The organism is Bradyrhizobium genosp. P (genome assembly GCF_049949265.1).
GTDB lineage: Bacteria > Pseudomonadota > Alphaproteobacteria > Rhizobiales > Xanthobacteraceae > Bradyrhizobium.
The window spans coordinates 4,271,554-4,291,045 of the sequence record NZ_CP188195.1 but is presented as its reverse complement, the minus strand read 5'-3'; the positions used below and the strand labels follow the sequence as shown (position 1 = coordinate 4,291,045).

General features: G+C 60.6%; 20 protein-coding genes and 1 pseudogene. 8 read left to right on the top strand and 13 right to left on the bottom strand.

Annotated elements, in window-relative coordinates; all coding sequences use genetic code 11:
- Nucleotides 1-6: 6 nt before the first annotated feature.
- From ACP2YO_RS20835 to ACP2YO_RS20820, 4 genes are all read right to left on the bottom strand, one after another.
- Nucleotides 7-312 (bottom strand): hypothetical protein, encoded by a 306-nt coding sequence (locus ACP2YO_RS20835; RefSeq protein ID WP_426442477.1) that lies wholly within the window; start codon nt 310-312, stop codon nt 7-9.
- 957 nt (nt 313-1,269) lie between these two features.
- Nucleotides 1,270-1,653, bottom strand: a complete 384-nt coding sequence (locus tag ACP2YO_RS20830; protein ID WP_426442476.1) for a TadE/TadG family type IV pilus assembly protein — start codon at nt 1,651-1,653, stop codon at nt 1,270-1,272.
- Entirely contained in the window at nt 1,650-2,099 is a 450-nt protein-coding gene (locus ACP2YO_RS20825) for a TadE/TadG family type IV pilus assembly protein (protein ID WP_426442475.1), read from the bottom strand. The genes ACP2YO_RS20830 and ACP2YO_RS20825 overlap by 4 nt, the downstream gene beginning before the upstream one ends.
- 62 nt (nt 2,100-2,161) lie before the next feature.
- Nucleotides 2,162-3,460, bottom strand: coding sequence for a TadE/TadG family type IV pilus assembly protein (locus tag ACP2YO_RS20820; protein ID WP_426442474.1), 1,299 nt, complete (start codon nt 3,458-3,460; stop codon nt 2,162-2,164).
- A 672-nt stretch (nt 3,461-4,132) separates the two neighbouring features.
- On the opposite strand from ACP2YO_RS20820, the gene ACP2YO_RS20815 reads away from it, so the two are divergent.
- Nucleotides 4,133-4,327 carry a hypothetical protein gene (locus tag ACP2YO_RS20815; protein WP_426442473.1) on the top strand — a complete coding sequence of 65 codons (195 nt, stop codon included), beginning with the start codon at nt 4,133-4,135 and terminating at the stop codon, nt 4,325-4,327.
- Nucleotides 4,328-4,573: 246 nt separating this feature from the next.
- Here the strand turns inward: ACP2YO_RS20815 and ACP2YO_RS20810 are convergent, their stop codons facing one another.
- The 3 genes from ACP2YO_RS20810 to ACP2YO_RS20800 all read right to left on the bottom strand — a co-directional run bounded on the left by ACP2YO_RS20810 (nt 4,574) and on the right by ACP2YO_RS20800 (nt 7,372).
- Nucleotides 4,574-5,200 carry a hypothetical protein gene (locus tag ACP2YO_RS20810; protein WP_426442472.1) on the bottom strand — a complete coding sequence of 209 codons (627 nt, stop codon included), beginning with the start codon at nt 5,198-5,200 and terminating at the stop codon, nt 4,574-4,576.
- A 134-nt stretch (nt 5,201-5,334) separates the two neighbouring features.
- Entirely contained in the window at nt 5,335-6,513 is a 1,179-nt protein-coding gene (locus ACP2YO_RS20805) for an ERF family protein (protein ID WP_426434884.1), read from the bottom strand.
- Nucleotides 6,514-6,580: 67 nt separating this feature from the next.
- Nucleotides 6,581-7,372: a YqaJ viral recombinase family protein gene (locus ACP2YO_RS20800; RefSeq protein WP_426442471.1), complete on the bottom strand. Its 792-nt coding sequence runs from the start codon at nt 7,370-7,372 to the stop codon at nt 6,581-6,583.
- A gap of 151 nt (nt 7,373-7,523) precedes the next feature.
- Between ACP2YO_RS20800 and ACP2YO_RS20795 the strand changes: the two genes are divergently transcribed.
- Both ACP2YO_RS20795 and ACP2YO_RS20790 read left to right on the top strand, forming a co-directional pair.
- Nucleotides 7,524-7,763, top strand: a complete 240-nt coding sequence (locus ACP2YO_RS20795) for a helix-turn-helix domain-containing protein (protein WP_426442470.1) — start codon at nt 7,524-7,526, stop codon at nt 7,761-7,763.
- Between the two features lie 106 nt (nt 7,764-7,869).
- A complete protein-coding gene (locus ACP2YO_RS20790; protein ID WP_426442469.1) occupies nt 7,870-9,117 on the top strand; it encodes a hypothetical protein in 1,248 nt (415 codons plus the stop codon).
- Between the two features lie 346 nt (nt 9,118-9,463).
- Here the strand turns inward: ACP2YO_RS20790 and ACP2YO_RS20785 are convergent, their stop codons facing one another.
- On the bottom strand, nt 9,464-9,775 hold the full coding sequence (locus ACP2YO_RS20785; RefSeq protein ID WP_426442468.1) for a hypothetical protein: 312 nt from the start codon (nt 9,773-9,775) through the stop codon (nt 9,464-9,466).
- A gap of 136 nt (nt 9,776-9,911) precedes the next feature.
- Here ACP2YO_RS20785 and ACP2YO_RS20780 point away from each other — a divergent pair, with 136 nt between their 5' ends.
- The 4 genes from ACP2YO_RS20780 (at nt 9,912) to ACP2YO_RS20765 (ending at nt 12,980) form a co-directional block, all read left to right on the top strand.
- Nucleotides 9,912-10,460 carry a hypothetical protein gene (locus ACP2YO_RS20780; protein WP_426442467.1) on the top strand — a complete coding sequence of 183 codons (549 nt, stop codon included), beginning with the start codon at nt 9,912-9,914 and terminating at the stop codon, nt 10,458-10,460.
- Nucleotides 10,444-11,283: a terminase large subunit domain-containing protein gene (locus ACP2YO_RS20775; protein ID WP_426442466.1), complete on the top strand. Its 840-nt coding sequence runs from the start codon at nt 10,444-10,446 to the stop codon at nt 11,281-11,283. Before ACP2YO_RS20780 ends, ACP2YO_RS20775 begins: the two co-directional genes overlap by 17 nt.
- On the top strand, nt 11,280-11,969 hold the full coding sequence (locus ACP2YO_RS20770) for a hypothetical protein (protein WP_426442465.1): 690 nt from the start codon (nt 11,280-11,282) through the stop codon (nt 11,967-11,969). Before ACP2YO_RS20775 ends, ACP2YO_RS20770 begins: the two co-directional genes overlap by 4 nt.
- 720 nt (nt 11,970-12,689) lie before the next feature.
- Complete coding sequence (locus tag ACP2YO_RS20765) at nt 12,690-12,980, top strand: hypothetical protein (protein WP_426442464.1); 291 nt, start codon at nt 12,690-12,692, stop codon at nt 12,978-12,980.
- A 210-nt stretch (nt 12,981-13,190) separates the two neighbouring features.
- On the opposite strand, the gene ACP2YO_RS20760 is transcribed toward ACP2YO_RS20765, so the two are convergent.
- From ACP2YO_RS20760 to ACP2YO_RS20745, 4 genes are all read right to left on the bottom strand, one after another.
- Nucleotides 13,191-13,574, bottom strand: coding sequence for a TadE/TadG family type IV pilus assembly protein (locus ACP2YO_RS20760; RefSeq protein ID WP_426442463.1), 384 nt, complete (start codon nt 13,572-13,574; stop codon nt 13,191-13,193).
- Nucleotides 13,571-13,972 carry a TadE/TadG family type IV pilus assembly protein gene (locus ACP2YO_RS20755; RefSeq protein WP_426443267.1) on the bottom strand — a complete coding sequence of 134 codons (402 nt, stop codon included), beginning with the start codon at nt 13,970-13,972 and terminating at the stop codon, nt 13,571-13,573. The genes ACP2YO_RS20760 and ACP2YO_RS20755 overlap by 4 nt, the downstream gene beginning before the upstream one ends.
- 111 nt (nt 13,973-14,083) lie before the next feature.
- Nucleotides 14,084-15,352 carry a TadE/TadG family type IV pilus assembly protein gene (locus tag ACP2YO_RS20750; protein WP_426442462.1) on the bottom strand — a complete coding sequence of 423 codons (1,269 nt, stop codon included), beginning with the start codon at nt 15,350-15,352 and terminating at the stop codon, nt 14,084-14,086.
- A gap of 137 nt (nt 15,353-15,489) precedes the next feature.
- The gene (locus tag ACP2YO_RS20745; protein ID WP_426442461.1) at nt 15,490-15,792 is read right to left on the bottom strand and encodes a hypothetical protein; all 303 of its coding nucleotides are present in this window, start codon (nt 15,790-15,792) and stop codon (nt 15,490-15,492) included.
- Between the two features lie 291 nt (nt 15,793-16,083).
- Between ACP2YO_RS20745 and ACP2YO_RS20740 the strand changes: the two are divergent.
- Nucleotides 16,084-16,271: pseudogene (locus tag ACP2YO_RS20740) on the top strand (transposase); the annotation flags it as partial.
- Between the two features lie 335 nt (nt 16,272-16,606).
- Here ACP2YO_RS20740 and ACP2YO_RS20735 read toward each other — a convergent pair.
- On the bottom strand, nt 16,607-19,087 hold the full coding sequence (locus ACP2YO_RS20735) for a DEAD/DEAH box helicase (RefSeq protein WP_426442460.1): 2,481 nt from the start codon (nt 19,085-19,087) through the stop codon (nt 16,607-16,609).
- Nucleotides 19,088-19,492: the final 405 nt, after the last annotated feature.

Here is a 19,492-nt window from a genome sequence, read left to right as displayed (position 1 = left end):
GAGTGGTCATGGTGCTGCCCTGCAATCGGATTGATTCGAAAAAATTCTGGATTGATTGGACTGAATGCCTGTCAGCAATGACGGCATGTCAAATGGATCGCTCCGGGCATTCGTCGCCGCAGAGTGATTTGTATTTTCTGTATTTGCCGGTAGCTCGTCCGGCGCCGGCGGATCATTGGCAAGTGTTACGGACAGCTCGATCGGAAGATCGGCGGATTGAGCGCAGGAATTGGCGAGGTCGAGGAGGCGCGCTTCGATTTGCGACCAGTCGAGTGCCGGCTCTGCCTTCGGGCTAAACACAACGCGACCCACTGCTCACTCCTCAACTCTGCTGACGCAGAGCAGGCGCGATCGCATCCGAAATTCAATCCACCGAAATCAAGACGCCCGTTCAAAATGTCGCGTGTGCGTCCTGCCAAGCGCAATTGCAGCTGCAAATATGCTCTTTCGCCTACCGTGAAATGACTCCGACTGCCATTACCCTGCCCGCTTCGTGCTTCGGTCCTGCACACCGCGCACGTTGAAAATTATTTGTCGCTAAGTTCTTCAATACGTCCCTCGCCAAACCCGCCTTCCGGTGGTGACGACCCGGTTCACTCAATAAGGATTCTTTAACTTACTTTGAATGCAATTAGCAATAAATTCAGGCGACCGTCCATATGCCGCGTGATATACTTTTGATTAACTATTAATTTGTGACAGCAAGGCTCTACAAAATGGATCGCCCCCGCGGAAAACTCATTTGTCCGGAGTCATACGGGGGTTCCGCAACGGAACCGCATCGGCACGACTGCCGCTCTCTAACAGATCAGTCGGCAACGCTTAACCGCCGGGGATTATGCGCTCACCGGCGGTGTTAATGCCTACCTCGGAGGAAGATTCCGACCGCGGAGCCGGCAGGGCGGCGCAACCCTCATGCGGCACAAGTCTAAAAAATCGGGGGCCCAATGTGCAGTTATTCTCGCGTTAGTTGCTGCGTGCTTCCTGCGAGCATCGCCTGCAAAATAAAATCCGCAGCAATCATATGACATCCGTCATTTTGGGAGCGGTATCGTCGGTCCTTTAAGTTGCTTGGATGGCTTGCATCGCGGTCACCGCCTGAGCAGCGCAGGATTCTCCTTGTAGAGCTTGATGAGCTCGATCAGGTTTTCGATACCGAAGTTCGGCTATCGACGGCCTCTACGTCTTGCTCAGCCGCAACGGCATCGTCATGAACCACAGGAAGCTCCGTCGCCTCATGTTCGGCCCGGCAGATCAGCCGGCCAGCGTTCAGGCGGGAAAACAGGCCGCGGCCGTCAGCGTGAACGGAGCCAGGTTGAGGATCTGGGGAAACTGGAATTGATAGTTCGCGCTGATCTGGTTGCCGCAGGCCGCGGCGCTGTAGGTGAACGTCGAGGCCGGCAAGCTCAGCCCAAACGCCTGCTGAGTTGCGTAGGTGGTGATCGCGCTCGGATTGCTGGTGGGGCAAAGCGTGGCGTTCACACTGGCGCATCGCGCCGTGACCTCCGCCGCGTGCTGCATGCCAACTTGCGTCCACATCAACAGCCCGAACTCGATCACGCCGAACAGGAACGCGAAGAAGACCGGCGCGATCAGGCCGAACTCGAGTGCCGACGCACCGCTCCGATCGGGCCAGAATCCCGCACGTTTCACTGCAGCCTCGCCGTCGACTGGCTGTTGACGACATAGCTGTTTGGAACGATCTGATAGTTGATGATGGTCGAGTAGCTGCCTTGCGCCGAAACGACGGTGTATGTCCCCGCCGACCCACCTCCCGGACACGTTGTGCCGCAGGTCACGCCGCTGACGCCGGAGGCTGTCGCACATCCACAAAACTTGGTCGGAGCCGGCGACGCGCTGATCACATTGGAATTGGTCGCGGCGGCCACCGCAGTCGTAATCGCATTGCTGTCGTACCCATGCGCGATGGCATATTCGACGCCCGCCTGCGCTGAGCCCTCGACCTGCATCTTGCGGTAGATCGCAAGACCGATGTCGGTCACCGAGACCACCAGCAGCGAAAGCAGCGGAACCATGATGCCGAACTCGATCGCCGCAACGCCGCGTGTATCCTTTCCGAACCTGCGACGGAGAAACATGCCACGCCGTCGAGAACGGCACTCACCACCTGTCATGCCCGTTTGCATCTGATCACTCCGGCTTACTCGACAAGCTGCGCTGTCGCGGTACCGATCGCATTGCCGCCCAACGCCGCGCAATTGACCTGGACACTCGAACTTCCGACGATCGAGATGGTGTCGGCGATGATCTGCGTGCACGTCGTGCTTGTGCCATTGCCGCCGCTGAAGCTCAGCGCCCCGGTCGGCAGGTAGATTGCTCCCTGCAGGTTCTGCGTGCCGCCGCCGGTCAGGGAGAAGCTGGTGCCGACCGGTATCCTCCTGTCGCCGTAGATTGCAATTCCCGCGGTGACTCCACTTGTCGGCGCCGTGAGGCTGACATTGGCGTTGCTTCCGATCGTCGCCGAGCCCCAATTGCCCGGCGAACCGGTAAAGACCAGGGTGACGCCCGTTCCCGTGATGGTGGCGTTGCCGGCCACTGACAGGTTCGCGCCGTTGAAATAGTAGATCCCCGGATTGAGGGTCAGCGTGGCACCCGCGGCCACCGAGATGTCGCCGCAATAGCTCGCCGGACTGAGCGTCGTCGTCCCCTTCACATTGAACTTGTTCGAGTAGTCGCACCAGGTCGGCATCGTCGGCGTGACATTGGCATAGGGATCGGCCATCGCCCTGATGCCGGTCCGGATGCCGTTGGTGGTGGTGATGCTGCTCGCGCCGGATACACCGCCGACGACGCCGACCATGTTCGCGGATATCGTGGCGGTGCCGGTGACATTGAGCGCCGAGCCGGCGTTGGAATTGTCATAGAGGTTGCAATTGATCAGGTTGAGCTGGGTGTTGCCCTTTACGGTCACGGCCGGATTGGCGGTGGGGTCGAGCGCCAGCACGCAGCCGGTTCCGCTGTTGCCGAGCGCGACGGCGCGGGCCGTGACGGGCACCGACCCGGAGCCGAACAAGGCCGACAACAGCCGCGGTTGCGGCTGGGTGATGACGACCTCGACGGCTTGAGGGCTTGAGGCGAAGCTTCCCGTGGACGGTGGCTGGTTCACCGTGACGGTCACGTTATTGACGCCGTTCGCGTAGCCGTAGAACGTCGTGACCGCGTTGGCTTCGGTCGGCAGATTCTTGCCCGCGGTTGCCGCGCTGACGGCTGCGGAGTCGGCGGCACTTAGCATGTTCTTGTGTTTGTAGAACCACCATGCGACCTCGGTGCCGAGGCCTGCCGTCCCGGCGAGAACGGGTAACAGCAAGGCGATGATGATCACGTAACTGCCGGACTCATCGCGCGCAAAGCGGCTCAGGAGGCGATGCGCCTTCCAAAAACCTGGTGCCGACCTTCGCGACGACGGCATTCCAATTTCCCGGCCCACGGACGTGGTCATGCTGTCCTCAAGCGCTTGAAAGCCTAGTTCCACAATTTAAATTACCGCACGGCGATTAAAATTCAGTTGTGTTCAATCAACAAAATTCGGAGCTGGCGCGTAACGCTTCGTTAGGGGTGGTTTCGACGCCGAGGGAGGCCTGATCGGCTGAAGCGCCAGTGGCTTGAATTATCAACATTTCCAATGACATCCGACGGGTCCCCCGCCTCGCCAGCCGCTCGTCGATGCCAACGTCGCGAAACGCCGCATCATGCTATCCTCAAGTGCCTAAAAGCCTAGTTCCACTATTCAAAATATTATATTGCGCGACGATTAAACTTCAGCTTTGTCCGATCAACAAAATCCGCTCGTGTCGCACAATCGGATGCCCTCGAGTTCCGCTTCTTGCTCTGCGATCATTCACGGCTCGGCAGAAGCCCTTCGCCTCACAGTCCATCCTGAACAGATACTCAGATAAGGCTGTAATACAGCCGTCAAAGCTCGTTGGTACGAAATTGTCTTCTGCGACGGTCTGTGACCTGTCATGGAGTCTCGCAACTAATACCCGCCCCTAAGGGTGGGAGTTTTTAGGCCACCTGGGTTGACGGCCGTTGGTAGCCACTCATTTTGGTTCTGTCGCATAATCGTAATCGCCCGCACGGACAGACAGGTGCCCAATTGAAGGAGTTCGCAATGAAGAATGTTCGCAGCTACCGAGCATCAAGTGCGCGCTGCCGTCAGCAGGCGGCTCTTCGTCCCGAGGAAGGTTGGAAATGGCTAAGTGAGGCCGAACGTTGGGAGCGTCTCGCTGAAGCCGAAATCGCTTCTCACTTCGAGGAATGCAATACGAATAAGACAATTAATCTAGCGCAGGCCGACGCTGCCTAACACAAGGACAAATGCCCGGGATCATTGTTGCCAGCCGACCGGCGAACTGCCGCCCGATTTAATCCTCCTTCGAATACTTTGCAGCATCGACGCTGAGTTTCCTCAGTTGCTCAGCAGCGAGTGTAAGCTGATCCTTGAGGAAAAACTGGAATGTGACTTGCCTCCCGGAGTCCGTGGACCGGTACTCCGGGAGGCGTTGCTTCGGTTGGATTCGATTTTGCGAGCGGAGGTCACTATTGTGCTCGGCTAGTTCGGTCCGATCTGCTTGGGCTGGGGGACCTTGGCCGCCGCCGCATCGAGGCGGTCATTCAGCGCCTTGCGGGCGCGGTTGGCAAACTCCCTGCGCACGTACACTTGTTTCAGCATGACCTGGAGCTGCCCGCGCGCCGAAGCCAAAAACCGGTCGATTTTCGAGAGCGGTTCGATTGCTTCCAAAAATGCCCCCGCGTTGATGGCTTCTTCATCATAGCCACGCTGGGCCAGGCGCGGCTCCAGAGCCCGGCGAAACTCCGGATTTGCGTAGCACTCGTCGGCCTCTGTGTTCGCCCTCGCGACGATAACCGGCGAGGGCTGCGTGGGGAGACGGCTGGGGTGTGTATCCCACAGTGCCGTCACGAGCGCTTGTCGGCGATTGAGATTGAGGATAGCGCCCTTCCAGGCTCGATAACGCGCGATTTCCCAAAACAGCCCGACGATATCGGCTGCCACCAGCCACTCCGAAGCCTCCTCGGGACAGATCTCCTCAACCATGAGGTCGAACAGTGCATAGTAATCTTTCTCGGATTCGCCCGGCAGCAACCGCGGGCACTTGATGAACGGATCGAGCTCGCGCGGGACCCGCGCGTCTTTTTTGGAAGTGAGGTTGTTTTGCATCGTGACAATTCCTAGCGAATTAAATGAGGTGATCAGGCCCCGTGAATCTCAAGTTGGATCTGTATCGAAATCCACGCTAGACCAGATCAAAGCTGATTGCCTTTCTCCGTGCACAGATTTGATATTTTTCTTTCTCATTCGATCCGCCGCGTTGAGATCCAAAGCGCGCGCGCCGTGGCGACGGGATCGATCGCCCGTCTTTCCCACCAGGCGATCTCGTCTCCATAGTTGTGATTATCCCTGTGGTGGGCTCGGCACAAAGGCACCGTGAACTCGTCGCTGACCTTGAGGCCCATCCCGCGGGACTGGGTGAACCTCAGATGGTGGGCGTCCGCCGGATTTCTGCCGCAGACCAGACAGGGCTGCGACCCAACGAACTTGAGATGGGCCTTGTCGCGAAACCGACGCGGTTCGCTGATCCAAAGCTCGCTTTTTTGGATCTTGCCGGGAGCGGCGTCGGCTTGGTGGTGTGTCGAAGCAGGGAGGGACGCATCAATGGCTGGTTCGAAGGGAACGGCAGGAATTGTAGCGGATGGTTCGACTGCGGCTTTGATCTTTCTCGGGCGCCCCCTCGGCCGCTTCTCTGGATCCGCAGATCCCGTGGACGGATGCTTCACCGCCGGTCCTGCTTGAGGGGGCGTTGGTTCAACCGTCGTCAAAATCTCCGGGTGCAAGGCTATCCTGGCCTCGAAGGCGTCCTCGAGCCTCTTGGCATCATCCGCTGACAACCGGTTCTTGGCCTTCAGGATGGCGATCGCGCGCGACCGCAGGTCATCCTCCCCCAGCGTTTCGATCTCTTGAATCAGTTGCGCGCTGATCGCGGCCGACTGCTCTGCGCTGGGCTTGTCGCGAACGGGCTGGACGCCAGGCTTGCCGGCCTCGATTTGGCTTGATCGAGCCGGCGGTCGCACAATGATGGGATTGGGCGCCGCGGCTACTACGCTGTCGCCGGCTGGCGAGTCGGTGGTAAGGTCGGGCGGCGCGTCGAGGTCGTCCTCGCCGGCGATTCCTACCAAGGTGAAAAGAGCGTAGCGCCGCGCGTAGGTCAGTGCAGCTCCCATTCGTCGCGGCGCAGACGCTTCCGAGAGCACGCAAACCGGCCAGTCCGACGAGATCCACTCACCCGAGGTGTGCATCAAGACTGTTGTGAGACTGATCAAGCCATTGACCCGATCAACGTCGGTGGTCTGCGCCACCGCGATCTGTTGCCCGCCCAAGGTCTTGCGGACGATCTCCAGGCCACTCGAAAGGGGCGCATAGCGGAAGGTCTGCGGATTGTCTCCCCGGTTATTGTGGAGGATGGAGCCGACCATCGATTTCTCGGGGTTGGTGAGTTCGGTCTGGGCTTTTGCAAGTGCGGTTGCGATCGAGCCGACGCTTTCACTGGACCGATGCATGAGAACTCTCCTGATTCACGAGGTCGAAGCTGACGGCACCCGATTTGGATCGTTTGGCCCGGACTCCATGGCCTGCCGCCTCCTTTGCATCTTCCGGCATCAGCACCTTGAGCTCGGTCTTGGCCCGTTCATGATCGAGGTGAGCGTCCCGGGTCACGAGATAGAGGGAAGCAAACTCGCCCCAGGAGTTGGAAGCATCCATGTCGACCACGCGGACGGCTTCGATACGGGGCTTTGGAGGCTCACAGTCGAACAGCGCCGGGGGTTCGCCAGTCTTGACCGCCCGCCAGAAGGCCTTTTCGGCGGCGATGAGGATGGTCTGGTAGATCGGGTCGGCCGAGATCGAGAGCTCGATCCATTTGCCGCCGCCATTGATGATCGAGAGGACAGATTCCCGGGTGCCCGCGACCAACATGTTGTGTTGAAGCTGGGCCATGTGCTTCTCCGCTGCGGCTTCTTCGGAGAATGACCACGGCAGCATGAATTTGGCTTCGAAGACCGCCCCGGTTTCCTCGACCAACCCATCCAGGGTGGCGGCCATCCAGGGGATCGTCCGGTGAACGGCGTGGCGTTGGACGTCGGAGATCCGTTTGCCGGAGTTGAGCTCGTACCAGCGGCGGTTGAGGTCCTCGGTGACCAGGCCAAGCTGGACGATCAGCTCTCCGGAAAGGTCCGGCGCCGTAGCCTCGCCCCGCTTTTCCCGCCACAGCCGCAGCAGGGCTTTCTCGTCCTTGCCCATGATGGTGCGGGCGTCGGAGCCGCCGATGAAGTTCATCCGGTCTGGCTTATGTTGCTGTTTTCTCGAAGGAATCGACATCGACTGTGGCTTTCTGCAGGATTTTTGCGATAAGGGATGAAGCATCAGGGGCTGGTATGTATCAACATTTTCTATTGAATCACCATTCAATATACGCGTCAATCAAAAAATGAAAACCTACCCAATTTCTCCTGGGCAATGCCGGGCGGCGCGTGCGCTCCTGGACATCACGCAGCCCGCGCTCGCCGAGCTCGCAGGTCTCGGGCTTTCAACCATCGTTGATTTTGAAAAGTCTCGCCGCGACGTCTCGCGGCAAGCGGTGCTCTCACTTCAGAGGGCTCTGGAGGAAGCTGGCATTCAATTCATTGCCAGGAATGGCGGCGGCGCCGGTGTGAGGCTGCGGAACTGACACCGGTGTCTGCGCCCAGCGAGCTTCCCGTAGCGGCTGCGGCGGGGCACCTCGCGGTCTATCTGCCGCGCGGGAGAAAACGGATAACCGCCATGCCGGGCACCAGATGCTGATGGTGGCCAATTCGGCCGAAGCGCGGATCCGGCCAAAGACAATCGTTTGGGCCAGGCGCCTGACTGAGCTTCTGATCTATGCTTTTGTGCCGGTGCGACTCAATGGACCGCGGGAGTGTAAGGTGAGGCTTAGACTGGAGGTCTTGAACGCATTGGCCCATCGTCCTGATGGTCGGGCAACGCTCGATGAAGTCACGCATGATGCCGGAGCTTTTGGACCGAGCCAAAGTCAGACCGAACAGCTCAATCGCTTCCCTGAGATCGGCGAGATCGATATTTTCACATCTGGTTTGGTCTTCCGGGACAATGGCTGGTTGCAGATTACGGATGCCGGACGCTCGCTGCTGTATTCGCTGGCAAGGAGCAGCTTTCCCACGGATTGTCCGACATCGCCAAGCAGTGCGCCTCCAGAACAGGACGGCCTTGACACACACGCAATGACCGCACCGGAAACTGCTGATCGGATCGCGAACCCAGAAATCGGCGAGCCGGATTTAGGCGAAATGGATCGTCTGGACGCGATCCGATCATCAAGTGTGGGGCATCGGGATCATCCCGTCGTCGTTCCTGCGTCCGACTTTCGACCGATACGGCAGGATTCGGATCGTAAGCCGCTCCGGCGAGCACGGGTCTTTGCCGCACTCAACGCCAGGATGAGATCCGTCGCCAGCGGGTGGAAAGGTCTCGGCAAGAAGGACAACCCAACACCCAGGCGGGCTGCCGGAAGGATGGGCGCCGCCATATCGGCGTTCCTCAGCTTTTTCGCGCTTGCGGCGTGCGCTGCCGCGCTGATCGCTCTTGTTCAGACGAAATCGCTCAAGATCGAAATCACCAGGCTCGATCGAGAACTTGGATCATTCAGCGACCGATTGGAAAAGCTCGAACACGCGGAAAAAGCCAGACAGGGAACCGAGCAGCAGGAGGCTCGCCAAAACAAGCCAGCGGCAGACGACAAAGGCAAGGCCAGAGTTGAACCGCGCGCCGACCAAGCCGCGCTCAACCTGTCGCGCGAAGACATTGAGTTGATCAGGGAGTACATCAAACCCGCGCCTTTCGCCGGACCGCCGGCGCCCTATGTCGCGATCGGAGATCCGATCACGGGCGGCACGATCCCGTTGCCTTCGCCGCTCACGGACAAGCTGCCCAAACTGACCGGCGCCCGATTTGCAATCCACGACGGTACAATCCTCATTGTCAGGAAGGACAGCCGTCAGGTCGACGCCGTCCTGCCTGCTCATTAGCCGGCTTGCCCTTTGGGCCTGGGAAGACAATCAAGCGAGAGCGCGGCATGCGCAGGGACAAGACTCCGATCAGGGCGGGCGAACAATCGAGAGATCGGGCGACGAGCGCGGGCTCGCGCGGTTTGACTGTCATACTGACTGGTAACGACCTATCCCGTCCGAGATACCGGTTCAGGGGGAAGGCAACGCCGATCATTTTGACATCCGCCGCCCCGCAAAGACGATCCTGCATTCGGCTGAACCGGTTCATTTGCCGCAACGGCAAATCTAAGCGTCGGGCTACGATTTAGAAGCGAGGTATCGGATGCCGGCGGCCGGTGGATTTGTGCCACTCTTCCATCCCTGGTTAGAACGGTGCCTCTCCCCTCAACGGCGGCCCCCCAAGACGAAAACGACATTTATCGGGTTGCCAGCCGGATGTGACCAAAGCCCGGCCGCGAGCGCTCGACCCCACGCCCTCGACAAAAGTGCCGGCCTTCGACGGCCCGCTTCCTTGCGATTTTCGAGACACGCATTCGGCTTTGAACCAGGCGAAGCGGCATATTTCGGGACTTGATTTCCCCGCCAGTTCGAGCACGACCAGCGCCCTTTCTGTTTGCGGAGACGTTCCGGGATCGATCGTCAGCCGCAAGCCTTTCTCGCCGCTAAATTCGACCATTAATTCTCCCATAACCATTGCCCTTTTGACTGCCCATTAACCACCCGACGGGGACCGCGTCGCGATCGAAAGATTCGGCTCCCAGCGTGGTGGTTGGAACAGTTTCAAGCGTCTGTGCGCCAACCAGCCGTGGAGATTGGCGTTCGGTGCCGAAGGGGGTAATCCGATGTCGAGGAAGTGTAGCTCATGCCAGCACGTCAAGCGTGCTGAGATCGACCGTCGTCTGGCAGCCGGCGAGCCGGGCAACCAGATCGCGAAAGACTATGGCATCAACGCCTCGAGCCTGCACCGCCACCGCGTCAACTGTCTGGGGCTTGGCTCTTCGAATGCCATCATGAAGGAAACGGCCCGGGGGTCGGCTGCGGCCGCATGCCTGCCATCCCCCGGACAACTCAGCACCGCCTACGCCGCGCTCAAAGACCGCATCGACGCCATCGCACGCCAGGCCGAAGCGGAAGGGTCGCTGAAGACGGCGCTCGCCGGCTTGAACTCGGTGCGGCAAACCCTCGATAGCCTGTACCGCCTTGCCGCTCATCACGACACCCGCGCAAGCGAACAGCCGCAAAGCAATGCCGATCTCGATCGTGTGTTCGAGCGCCTGGTCGAACGCTTTGATCATGAGCCGGCGATGAAGGAAAAACTTGCATCAGCCCTGTTGGAGATGGCCCATGAACAGTCTGTATAAGCTCGCCTATCGGCTCGATCCCGCCTGCTGGGTCAAGGAAGTCGTTGGCCAGACACCTTTGTGCTGGCAGATGCAATTCTTGCGGGCGCCACGGGGCACGCAGCTCCTGGCGCTTACGGCGCGGCAAGTCGGCAAGACGACGGCGGCGGCATGGGCGATTGCCCATCAAATGGTCCACAATGACAACAGCCTCTCGGTGGTGGCCTGTCCGGCGCAACGCCAAAGCGGCGAAGCGGTGCGGCGCGTCAGGGACGTATTGACCGCTGCGGGGGTCGATCTTGTCGTCGACAACACCTATGGCCTTGAACTGAAGAACCGATCGCGCGTGTTGGCGTTGCCCGGCAGCGACGATTCGATCAGAGGCCTGTCGGTCGACGGCTGGATCATCGCCGACGAGGCGGCACGGCTGTCGACCGACCTGATCGCCGCGGTCCGCCCGATGCGCGCGCGGTTTGCGCATTCACGATTTGCGATGCTGTCGACGGCGTGGAGCCGGACCGATCCGTTCTGGCAGGCCTGGGAGAGCGATGGCGACAGCTGGATCAGATTGCAGGCCACCGCCGACATGCCGGACTGTCCGCTGACGGCCAATTTTTTGCAGCAAGAGCGCGCTGCGTTTGGCGACGACTATTTCAAGCGCGAGTATCTTGGTATTCCCGCCGGCACCCATACCAGCCCGTTCAGCTGGGAGCTGTTTGACCGGGCGACCTGCGTGACGCCGCCCTTGGTGCCGCGCGGCCAAGCGCTCCAGCCTCACGCCGAAATGGCACGGGCGGCCCCCAATCCCTTTCGTTCGCTACCAGCTTCGAGGTTATTCCAATGAGGTACAATCCCTATGACGTGACGACATGGTCAGTCTTTCATCCCCTCCTCATGGCGCATGACGTTGGCCGCACCCGCGACCGCTCGACCGCCGTGATCGGCGGCAACAGCCCCGGCGGCGAAGGCCTGATCGGGCTGCGCGAAGCGGTTGAACTGCCGCAGCAGCTCTACGGTTCGGGACGGGCGAACGCGCTCGCCGAGGTGGATCGCCGGTGGGGTCACAACGCCTTGATCATCGCCGACCTCAGCAATGATGCGAGCTATGCCGAGGTTCTGCTGCAGACATTCGGGCCGCGGCTGATCGGGCTGCAGATCACACGATCCGGCAACGGCGAGAGCGCTGAGCGGCGTCCCTGCGGCCATGGCGCGATCCTGGTCTATACCGTCGGCCGTAGCTACCTGATCGAGCAACTTCATGGCCTCATGCAAGTCAACCAGGTGCGTCTCGCTGACACGCCTGAACTTCAAAAGGCGTTCCAGCAGCTCATCGAACTCGAGGTCGAGTTCCGCCAGACCGGAACCGTCTATACGTGCCGCGCCGGCAAGCATGACGATCTCGGCATCTCATGCGCGATGCTGGCCTGGGCCGCGCGTCATCCACAGTTACGATATTGGTTCCAGGCGGCCGAGATGGCGCGGCGCCCGCGGCGCCCCCGCGAAAAATTCAACTGGGCGGCGGTCACGTAGTCCGTCTGTGCGTGCAACGCCTCGACCTTGCATCGTCTCCGCGACCGCCAACATCTCGCTGCAGCGAAGCGGGAATCCACGTTCAAGCCTATCGGATCCACCCTGGTGATGCCTGGAAGCGGGAAAAGTGGATCAGCTGACCGGGTGAGCGAGCTACCGGATCTACAACAGGGTGGTTCCTTGAACAACGCCGAGGCGGTGCCGCTAGCCGGAGTGGGCGGCCCGTTCTTGCGCTGCATTACCCGTACGAGAAGCAATGCTAAGCGCGGTGAAATGATGAGGGCGAGTTGAAACCATCCGCCCGCGTTGCGGCCCCGCGCATTGGCAATTGCGGCGACGGCGATCGAAAGCGCGACCAGAAAAATATGCTTCCATCTTGCCCCTGCATTACAAGAAGGAAGGCAGATTTTCCCGCAACCGGCGGAGCGCAAGCAGGGTTTTTGCGGAGCGTGCAGGCCGATGCGCAGGTGGGAGGGTTGGCTTCAAGATGAGCCTAGCTAGTTGCTGTCCGGAACTGGGCGTGGCGAGCTGGCATGACCCGATCGCCTCCCGCCATTCACCAAAGTTCCGAGGCAACACCGCGTTACTACGGAGTCCACAAGGCGGTGGATTAGAGGGTAAAAGCAATTTTGATCACCAAAGCGGGCCGCTGATGAGCGCAGCGGCAATCTTGTTTCTTTGGCTTGGCGGGAAAGAGAATCCCGTTGTCGAGGTTGGACCTTGCGCACCTTACTCATGCTGGTTGCGATCTGGCTGCTCCTGAACGTGCTGTTTGTGATCGTCAGGACGCCACCACGAAAGCCGCAACGGCCGGGGCCGGCGAGCCGTGCGGGCGCACATCTCGCGCCCGCAACGATCGACAAGGACACCTACCCGTTCGAGGATGACGAGAAGGTTTCCCTGCGCCACATCATCGTCTCGGTTGGAATGGGCGCCTTCTTCATGCTCTCCCCGTTCCTGCTGGAGGCGATCGAGGCCGCGAAGCGCTTTATCCAAAGGGACAGAGTATAGCCTTGTCTAAATCGCGCGGTTGGCGGCGCGAATTTGATAATTGAGTTGCTGGACGGGCGCGTGCTCGTCACGCGACTCGGCGCGGCCACAGGGCTTCCAAAGAGGAAACCGCATATCGATAAAGCTCTCGCGATGTCGGCCGGTTCTGCACCCACATGGATCATTGCCCCGACGCCTCATGTCCGGCACGGCAGATCCGCCGGCCAGCGTTCAGGCGGGAAAACAGGCCGCAGCCGTCAGCGTGAACGGAGCCAGATTGAGGACCTGGGGAAACTGGAACTGATAGTTCGCGCTGATCTGGTTGCCGCAGGCCGCGGCGTTGTAGGTGAACGTCGAGGCCGGCAAGCTCAGCCCAAACGCCTGCTGGGTTGCGTAGGCGGTGATCGCGCTCGGATTGCTGGTGGGGCAAAGCGTGGCGTTCACACTGGCGCATCGCGCCGTGACCTCCACTGCATGCTGCATGCCAACTTGCGTCCACATCAACAGCCCGAACTCGATCACGCCGAACAGGAACGTGAAGAAGAGCGGCGCGATCAGGCCGAACTCGAGTGCCGATGCACCGCTTCGATCGGGCCAGAATCCCGCACGTTTCACTGCAGCCTCGCCGTCGACTGGGAGTTGATGACATAGCTGTTTGGAACGACCTGATAGTTGATGATGGTCGAGTAGCTGCCTTGTGCGGAGACGATGGTGTATGTCCCCGCCAACCCACCTCCCGGACACGTTGCGCCGCAGGTCACGCCGCTGACGCCAGAGGCGGTCGCACACCCGCAGAATTTGATCGGGACAGGCGACGCGCTGATCACATTGGAATTGGTCGCGGCCGCCACCGCAGTCGTAATTGCATTGCTGTCGAACCCGTGCGCGATGGCGAATTCGACACCCGCCTGCGCCGAACCCTCCACCTGCATCTTGCGGTAGATCGCAAGGCCGATGTCGGTTACTGAAACCACCAGCAGCGAAAGCAGCGGAACCATGATGCCGAATTCGATTGCCGCGACACCGCGTGCGTCAGTTCCGAACTTGCGACCGAAAAATATGCGACGCCGTTGAGAACGGCACTCACCAGCTGTCACGTCCGTTTGCATCTGACCACTCCGGCTTTACTCGACAAGCTGCGCTGTCGCGGTACCAATGGCATTGCCGCCCATCGCCGCGCAATTGACCTGGACACTCGAACTTCCGACGATCGAGATCGTGTCGGCGATGATCTGCGTGCACGTCGTGCTTGTGCCATTACCGCCGCTGAAGCTCAGCGCCCCGGTCGGCAGGTAGATTGCTCCCTGCAGGTTCTGCGTGCCGCCGCCGGTCAGCGAGAAGCTGGTGCCGACCGGTATCCTCCTGTCGCCGTAGATTGCAATTCCCGCGGTGACTCCACTTGCCGGCGCCGTGAGGCTGACATTGGCGTTGCTTCCGATCGTCGCCGAGCCCCAATTGCCCGGCGAACCGGTAAAGACCAGGGTGACGCCCGTTCCCGTAATGGTGGCGTTGCCGGCCACTGACAGGTTCGCGCCGTTGAAATAGTAGATCCCCGGATTGAGGGTCAGCGTGGCACCCGCGGCCACCGAGATGTCGCCGCAATAGCTTGCCGGACTGAGCGTCGTCGTCCCCTTCACATTGAACTTGTTCGAGTAGTCGCACCAGGTCGGCATCGTGGGCGTGACATTGGCATAGGGATCGGCCATCGCCCTGATGCCGGTCCGGATGCCGTTGGTGGTGGTGATGCTGCTCGCGCCGGATACACCGCCGACGACGCCGACCATGTTCGCGGATATCGCGGCGGTGCCGGTGACATTGAGCGCCGAGCCGGCGTTGGAATCGTCATAGAGGTTGCAATTGATCAGGTTGAGCTGGGTGTTGCCCTTCACGGTCACGGCCGGATTGGCGGTCGGGTCGAGCGCCAGCACGCAGCCAGTTCCGCTGTTGCCGAGTGCGACGGCGCGGGCCGTGACGGGCACCGCTCCGGAACCGAACAACGCCGACAGCAGCCGCGGTTGCGGCTGGGTGATGATGACCTCGACGGCTTGAGGGCTTGAGGTGAAGCTTCCCGTGGACGGTGGCTGGTTCACCGTGACGGTCACGTTATTGACCCCGTTGGCGTAGCCGTAGAACGTCGCGATCGCGTTGGCCTCGGCCGCGAGATTCTTGCCCGCGGTTGCCGCGCTGACGGCCGCGGAGTCGGCGGCGCTCAGCATGTTCTTGTGCTTGTAGAACCACCACGCGACCTCAGTGCCGAGGCCTGCCGTCCCGGCCAGGACCGGCATCAGCAAGGCGATGATGATTGCATAGCTGCCGGACTCGTTGCTGGCAAAGTGTCTCAGGAGGCGATGCGCCTTCCAAAAACCGGGTGCCGACCCTCGCCAGGTGGGCATTCCAATTTCCCATCCCACGGACGCGGTCATGCTGTCCTCAAGCGCTTAAAAGCCTAATTCGAGCATTAATATTGCGCGGCGATTAAACTTCAGTTGTGATCGACCAACAAAATTCGGAGCTGGCGCACAACGCTTCGTTATCCAATTAAGCGAAGGCTGATTGCGACGCCGAGGGAGACTGATCGGCCAAATCGCCGGCGGCTTGTTTTGTCAACATTTTCAATGACATTTGACGGGTGCCACGCTGTCGCGGCGGCGTCGATGCCAACGTCGATCAACGAGCCGAAACGCCGCGTCGATGCTCCGTCAATGACCACTGGCATTGCCCCCGGATTCTTACGGAGCCCGGCCGGCTGCAGTTCGTTGGCATTTTTCTTTGAGCCGCGCGTCGGTGCAGCCGCAAGCAGCGGACGGCTGCGAACCGGCGAACGCGCAAGCATTGCGCCTCGCCGGAATGGACATCTGAATCAGAGGCGATGCGTTTGCACCTTCGGCCAGGGTAGCCGGTAAAGGTTGGCCACATGGAGCGCTGCGAGAGAGGCCATGCTGGACGCCCATCACACGGCCCGCGCTACCATCGTCAGCACTCTAACTACAGGATGCCCTTGTTCAACCCGGGGGTGGTCGCAATTTGTCCAAGAAGTACGCGCCAATATGGGGATAACGGTTGCTGGCCGGATGTACGCCAGCGGCAGTGAGGGGGCCTCGGAGCGGTCCGAGGCCCCTTCTCGTTGGGTTTGCAGGCGACCGACCTAGCTGACGCCAGTTGCGCACCATCCGCCGCAAGCTGCTCAAGATCGGAGCTCTCGTTACCATCAGCGTCCGCCGCATCAAGTTCGCCATGGCGTCCGGCTGTCCCTACAAGGCCGTCTTTGCGAAGGCATGTCACGCGCTCGCCATCGCGCCCGACACCGGCTGAGCCAACCGCGCCGCCGACATCACTGTCGATGCTCGCCGATCGTTCGGCAATGCCGCGCCGTCCGATACCCGCAGATCGTGTCGATCGAGGCCGAGACTCGCTTTTGGCGAGTCCCAAAGCTCCATCGGCCCGCCAAAACTCAACTCCCGCCCGCCCGAACGGGCACCGCCCTCAAATTGGCCGAACACAAATCGGACTGTGAGATATCCGGGCTAGCTAGCCTCCCATACGGCGTGCTGATCGACACCGGCGTACGTATCCCTGCCGTCGCTCATACGGTCTGAGGCCGGTGCACCTGTCTGGCAACGAAAGCGACTATTTGATGCGGTCCCCCCTCATCCAATCTTTCCCCCTAAGCTGTCAGTGAGCGCGGAAAGCGCATTGGCGAGTTGCCTCGCGGCTTCCGGTGGCGGCAGCGGTATCTTGAGGCTTTGCACACCTGTGGTTGGATCACGCTCGATCCAGGGATGCGTCGGAGCATCGGGATTATTGGCGGCGGCCAACGCCGCGATAAACTGCGCACCAACCTGCACCAACGCTATCCACGGATCCGCACCCGCATGATGCGGCGGCGCTTTTGTCTCATCAGCAACCGCCGTCCCGCCGGTACCAACGTCCATATCCACATTGGCGGTATCCCAGGATTTGGCGTTATCAGCGGTGACAATGTTTGTCACCTCTTCCGCCGGCATCATGGCCTCGCTTTCGCTCATGCTCCCGGTGACTTTTTCCACCTGCTTCATGAAGCGGTTGAGGCGCGAACCACCAAGCGATATCTCGCCGCCACCGCCATCGAGAATTCCGGCTGACAGAGAGCGCTTGAACGCCAGCACAGAGAGCATGCCCTCCTCGATCGTACCCTTTGCCACGAAATTGATGACCTGCACCGGCCGTGCCTGCCCCATGCGATGAATGCGCGCGATACGCTGTTCTAGGATCGCAGGGTTCCACGGCAAGTCCATGTTTACCAGCATCGACGCATGCTGCAGATTGAGGCCCGTGCTGCCGGCGTCTGTGGACAGGAATACGCGGCAAGCGGGATCGGAACGGAACCGCTCCACCAGCGCCGGCCGCTTCTCCGACGGCACGCCCCCGTGGAAGCTGACATAGCCTGTCCCCCGCGCTTCAAGGCGACGGATGACGATGTCGTGGGTCCGGGTCCATTGGGAGAACACCACCGCCTTGGCTTCGGGGTCAGTGAGCAGTTCGTCCAGCAGCGCTGCCAGTTCGTCTGCCTTGACACCATGGTCGGTTTCCTGATCCAGCAAATAGGTGCTGTTGCACGACATGCGCATGTTTTGCAGCGCACAGGTCAGCCGCCGCTGGTCCTTGTCCGACAGGAATCTGGTCTTGCGCCAGCGGTGGACGATTTTCGCCACCACATCGGCATTCTCCTGGTGATACAGCATCTGCATCTCGGTCATCGGCACCAGCAAGTTCTGGTCCGTCCGACTGGGCAGTTGCCGCAGCACCTCGGACTTGCGGCGACGGATCATGATCGGCGCTAGCGTTTGGCCGATCTTCTCCAGCCCAGTGTAGCCGGTGACGCGCCCGCCTTCGTCCTTGACCTGGTGCTCGTGCAGCAGCTTCCAGGTCGGCCCCAGCCGGTGCTGATCGACGAACTGGACGATGGATATCAGTTCCTCCAGCTTGTTTTCCAAAGGGGTCCCGGTCAGGACGATCGCATAGCTGCTGTCGATGCGCTTTAAGGCGCGCGCGGCGATGGTGTTCCAGTTCTTGACCCGCTGTGCTTCATCGACGATGACCAATTCAGGCGCCCAAGCGGCGATCAGGTCAAGATCGGGCTTGAGCTTTTCGTAGTTTGTGATTTTGCAGAAGTCATCCCGCGCGTAGTCCTTCTGCCGTTGCTCCCGACCACCGCCGATGACGCGCGCCGCATTCTCTCCATCTCGTCCCGCAAATCGCGCAATCTCGCTTTGCCATTGGTATTTGAGCGAAGTTGGGCAGATCACCAGCTGGCGCGAGACGCCGAAATATCGCGCCAGGATCTCCGTTGCGGCGATCGCCTGGATGGTTTTGCCCAATCCCATGTCGTCGGCAATCAGCGCCCGGCCGGCCCGCGTCGCGAACAGCGCGCCTTCGGCCTGATAGGGATAGAGGGGCACCTTCAAAAACGTCTGCAGCGTGGGATCGGCGGCACCTTGCGGGAAAAGCTGGTCGAGCTTCGAGGCCCGCCATTCCGCGTCCCGTTTTCCGGCAATGAAATCCAGTGCATCGTCGTAGGCGCGGAACTCATGACCGCTCTTAGATGCCATGGCCATGAAGGGCTCCAGCTCGCCATAACGGTCGTCCGGAAGCATGCCGCCGCGGGCGGCATCGAACAACGCCGCGGCCGCCTCCCTTATCGCCCGCGGGCAGTCCGTTCCGGCGCGAAAATGCACACGGCGTTTGCCATCATTGCGCAGATAGAGCTCGGAAAATCCCGGCTGGTAGCCCCGCGCAAACGCCGCCTTGGCGCCACGTTTCTTCTCCAGTTGGCGGAGCGCAAACTCGATATGCTTGCAGGTTCCCAGCTCGCTGCTGGAGTAGTCGGGACATGAACAGAAATTGCCGCCTGGCCCCAAGCCTCGAATTGCCACGCGGTAGCTGGAATGCGAAGCAGGATTGCTGACCCTGAACTCGGAGAAGAACGGCTCGCTGGTCAGATTCTCGAGCCCGAAAGCCTGCTCGCGGCCGAACTGGCGGCGCAAGCGGCGTTGCCAGTCCGCCGGCGATAGATCGGCGGGTGCGTGGGTGCGCGAGAGCTTGGGTTCCTTGTTCGGCTTGGTCGCCCGTCGGCGCTTGGGTGGTTTCATCGAGACATCTTCTCATCAGCGTCTTGCGAGATATCCGCCACACCAGGGCAGATAGCGGACTTCGAAGTCCGACGGCTGCGCCAATCCTCCAGCCTGGGCCCACGCACGTGGATCAACTCCCGCGCGTTGTGCGTCCCGATTTTGAGACCGCGGCGCAAGGCACAAGCTGCGAGCAGCAATCATAGGCAGCTATCGGCATGCCTTGGCCGTTGAGACTTGCGCGCAATTGCGCTGCCAACGAGCGTCATCGCGCTCGACGGCAAGACCGAGACCGTATTCAAAAGCATTGCTTCGGGTAAGCAAGATCGGGATAACGTGCAAGTCCATCTTCGACCTCCAGCTCCGTGATCAGCGAAAACGCCGGTTGCGGCGGTTGCTTCCTGACGTGACGGCGTGTTCGCCGCG

Bases quoted from the DNA above. Each gene is read 5' to 3' on its own strand.
- ACP2YO_RS20735 (WP_426442460.1), bottom strand. From the start codon at position 19,087: ATGAAACCACCCAAGCGCCGACGGGCGACCAAGCCGAACAAGGAACCC.
- ACP2YO_RS20795 (WP_426442470.1), top strand. From the start codon at position 7,524: ATGAAAACCTACCCAATTTCTCCTGGGCAATGCCGGGCGGCGCGTGCG.
- ACP2YO_RS20790 (WP_426442469.1), top strand. From the start codon at position 7,870: ATGCTGATGGTGGCCAATTCGGCCGAAGCGCGGATCCGGCCAAAGACA.
- ACP2YO_RS20745 (WP_426442461.1), bottom strand. From the start codon at position 15,792: ATGCTTGCGCGTTCGCCGGTTCGCAGCCGTCCGCTGCTTGCGGCTGCA.
- ACP2YO_RS20785 (WP_426442468.1), bottom strand. From the start codon at position 9,775: ATGGTCGAATTTAGCGGCGAGAAAGGCTTGCGGCTGACGATCGATCCC.
- ACP2YO_RS20815 (WP_426442473.1), top strand. From the start codon at position 4,133: ATGAAGAATGTTCGCAGCTACCGAGCATCAAGTGCGCGCTGCCGTCAG.
- ACP2YO_RS20775 (WP_426442466.1), top strand. From the start codon at position 10,444: ATGAACAGTCTGTATAAGCTCGCCTATCGGCTCGATCCCGCCTGCTGG.
- ACP2YO_RS20820 (WP_426442474.1), bottom strand. From the start codon at position 3,460: ATGACCACGTCCGTGGGCCGGGAAATTGGAATGCCGTCGTCGCGAAGG.
- ACP2YO_RS20810 (WP_426442472.1), bottom strand. From the start codon at position 5,200: ATGCAAAACAACCTCACTTCCAAAAAAGACGCGCGGGTCCCGCGCGAG.
- ACP2YO_RS20805 (WP_426434884.1), bottom strand. From the start codon at position 6,513: ATGGTCGGCTCCATCCTCCACAATAACCGGGGAGACAATCCGCAGACC.
- ACP2YO_RS20800 (WP_426442471.1), bottom strand. From the start codon at position 7,372: ATGAACTTCATCGGCGGCTCCGACGCCCGCACCATCATGGGCAAGGAC.
- ACP2YO_RS20770 (WP_426442465.1), top strand. From the start codon at position 11,280: ATGAGGTACAATCCCTATGACGTGACGACATGGTCAGTCTTTCATCCC.
- ACP2YO_RS20750 (WP_426442462.1), bottom strand. From the start codon at position 15,352: ATGCCCACCTGGCGAGGGTCGGCACCCGGTTTTTGGAAGGCGCATCGC.
- ACP2YO_RS20825 (WP_426442475.1), bottom strand. From the start codon at position 2,099: ATGTTTCTCCGTCGCAGGTTCGGAAAGGATACACGCGGCGTTGCGGCG.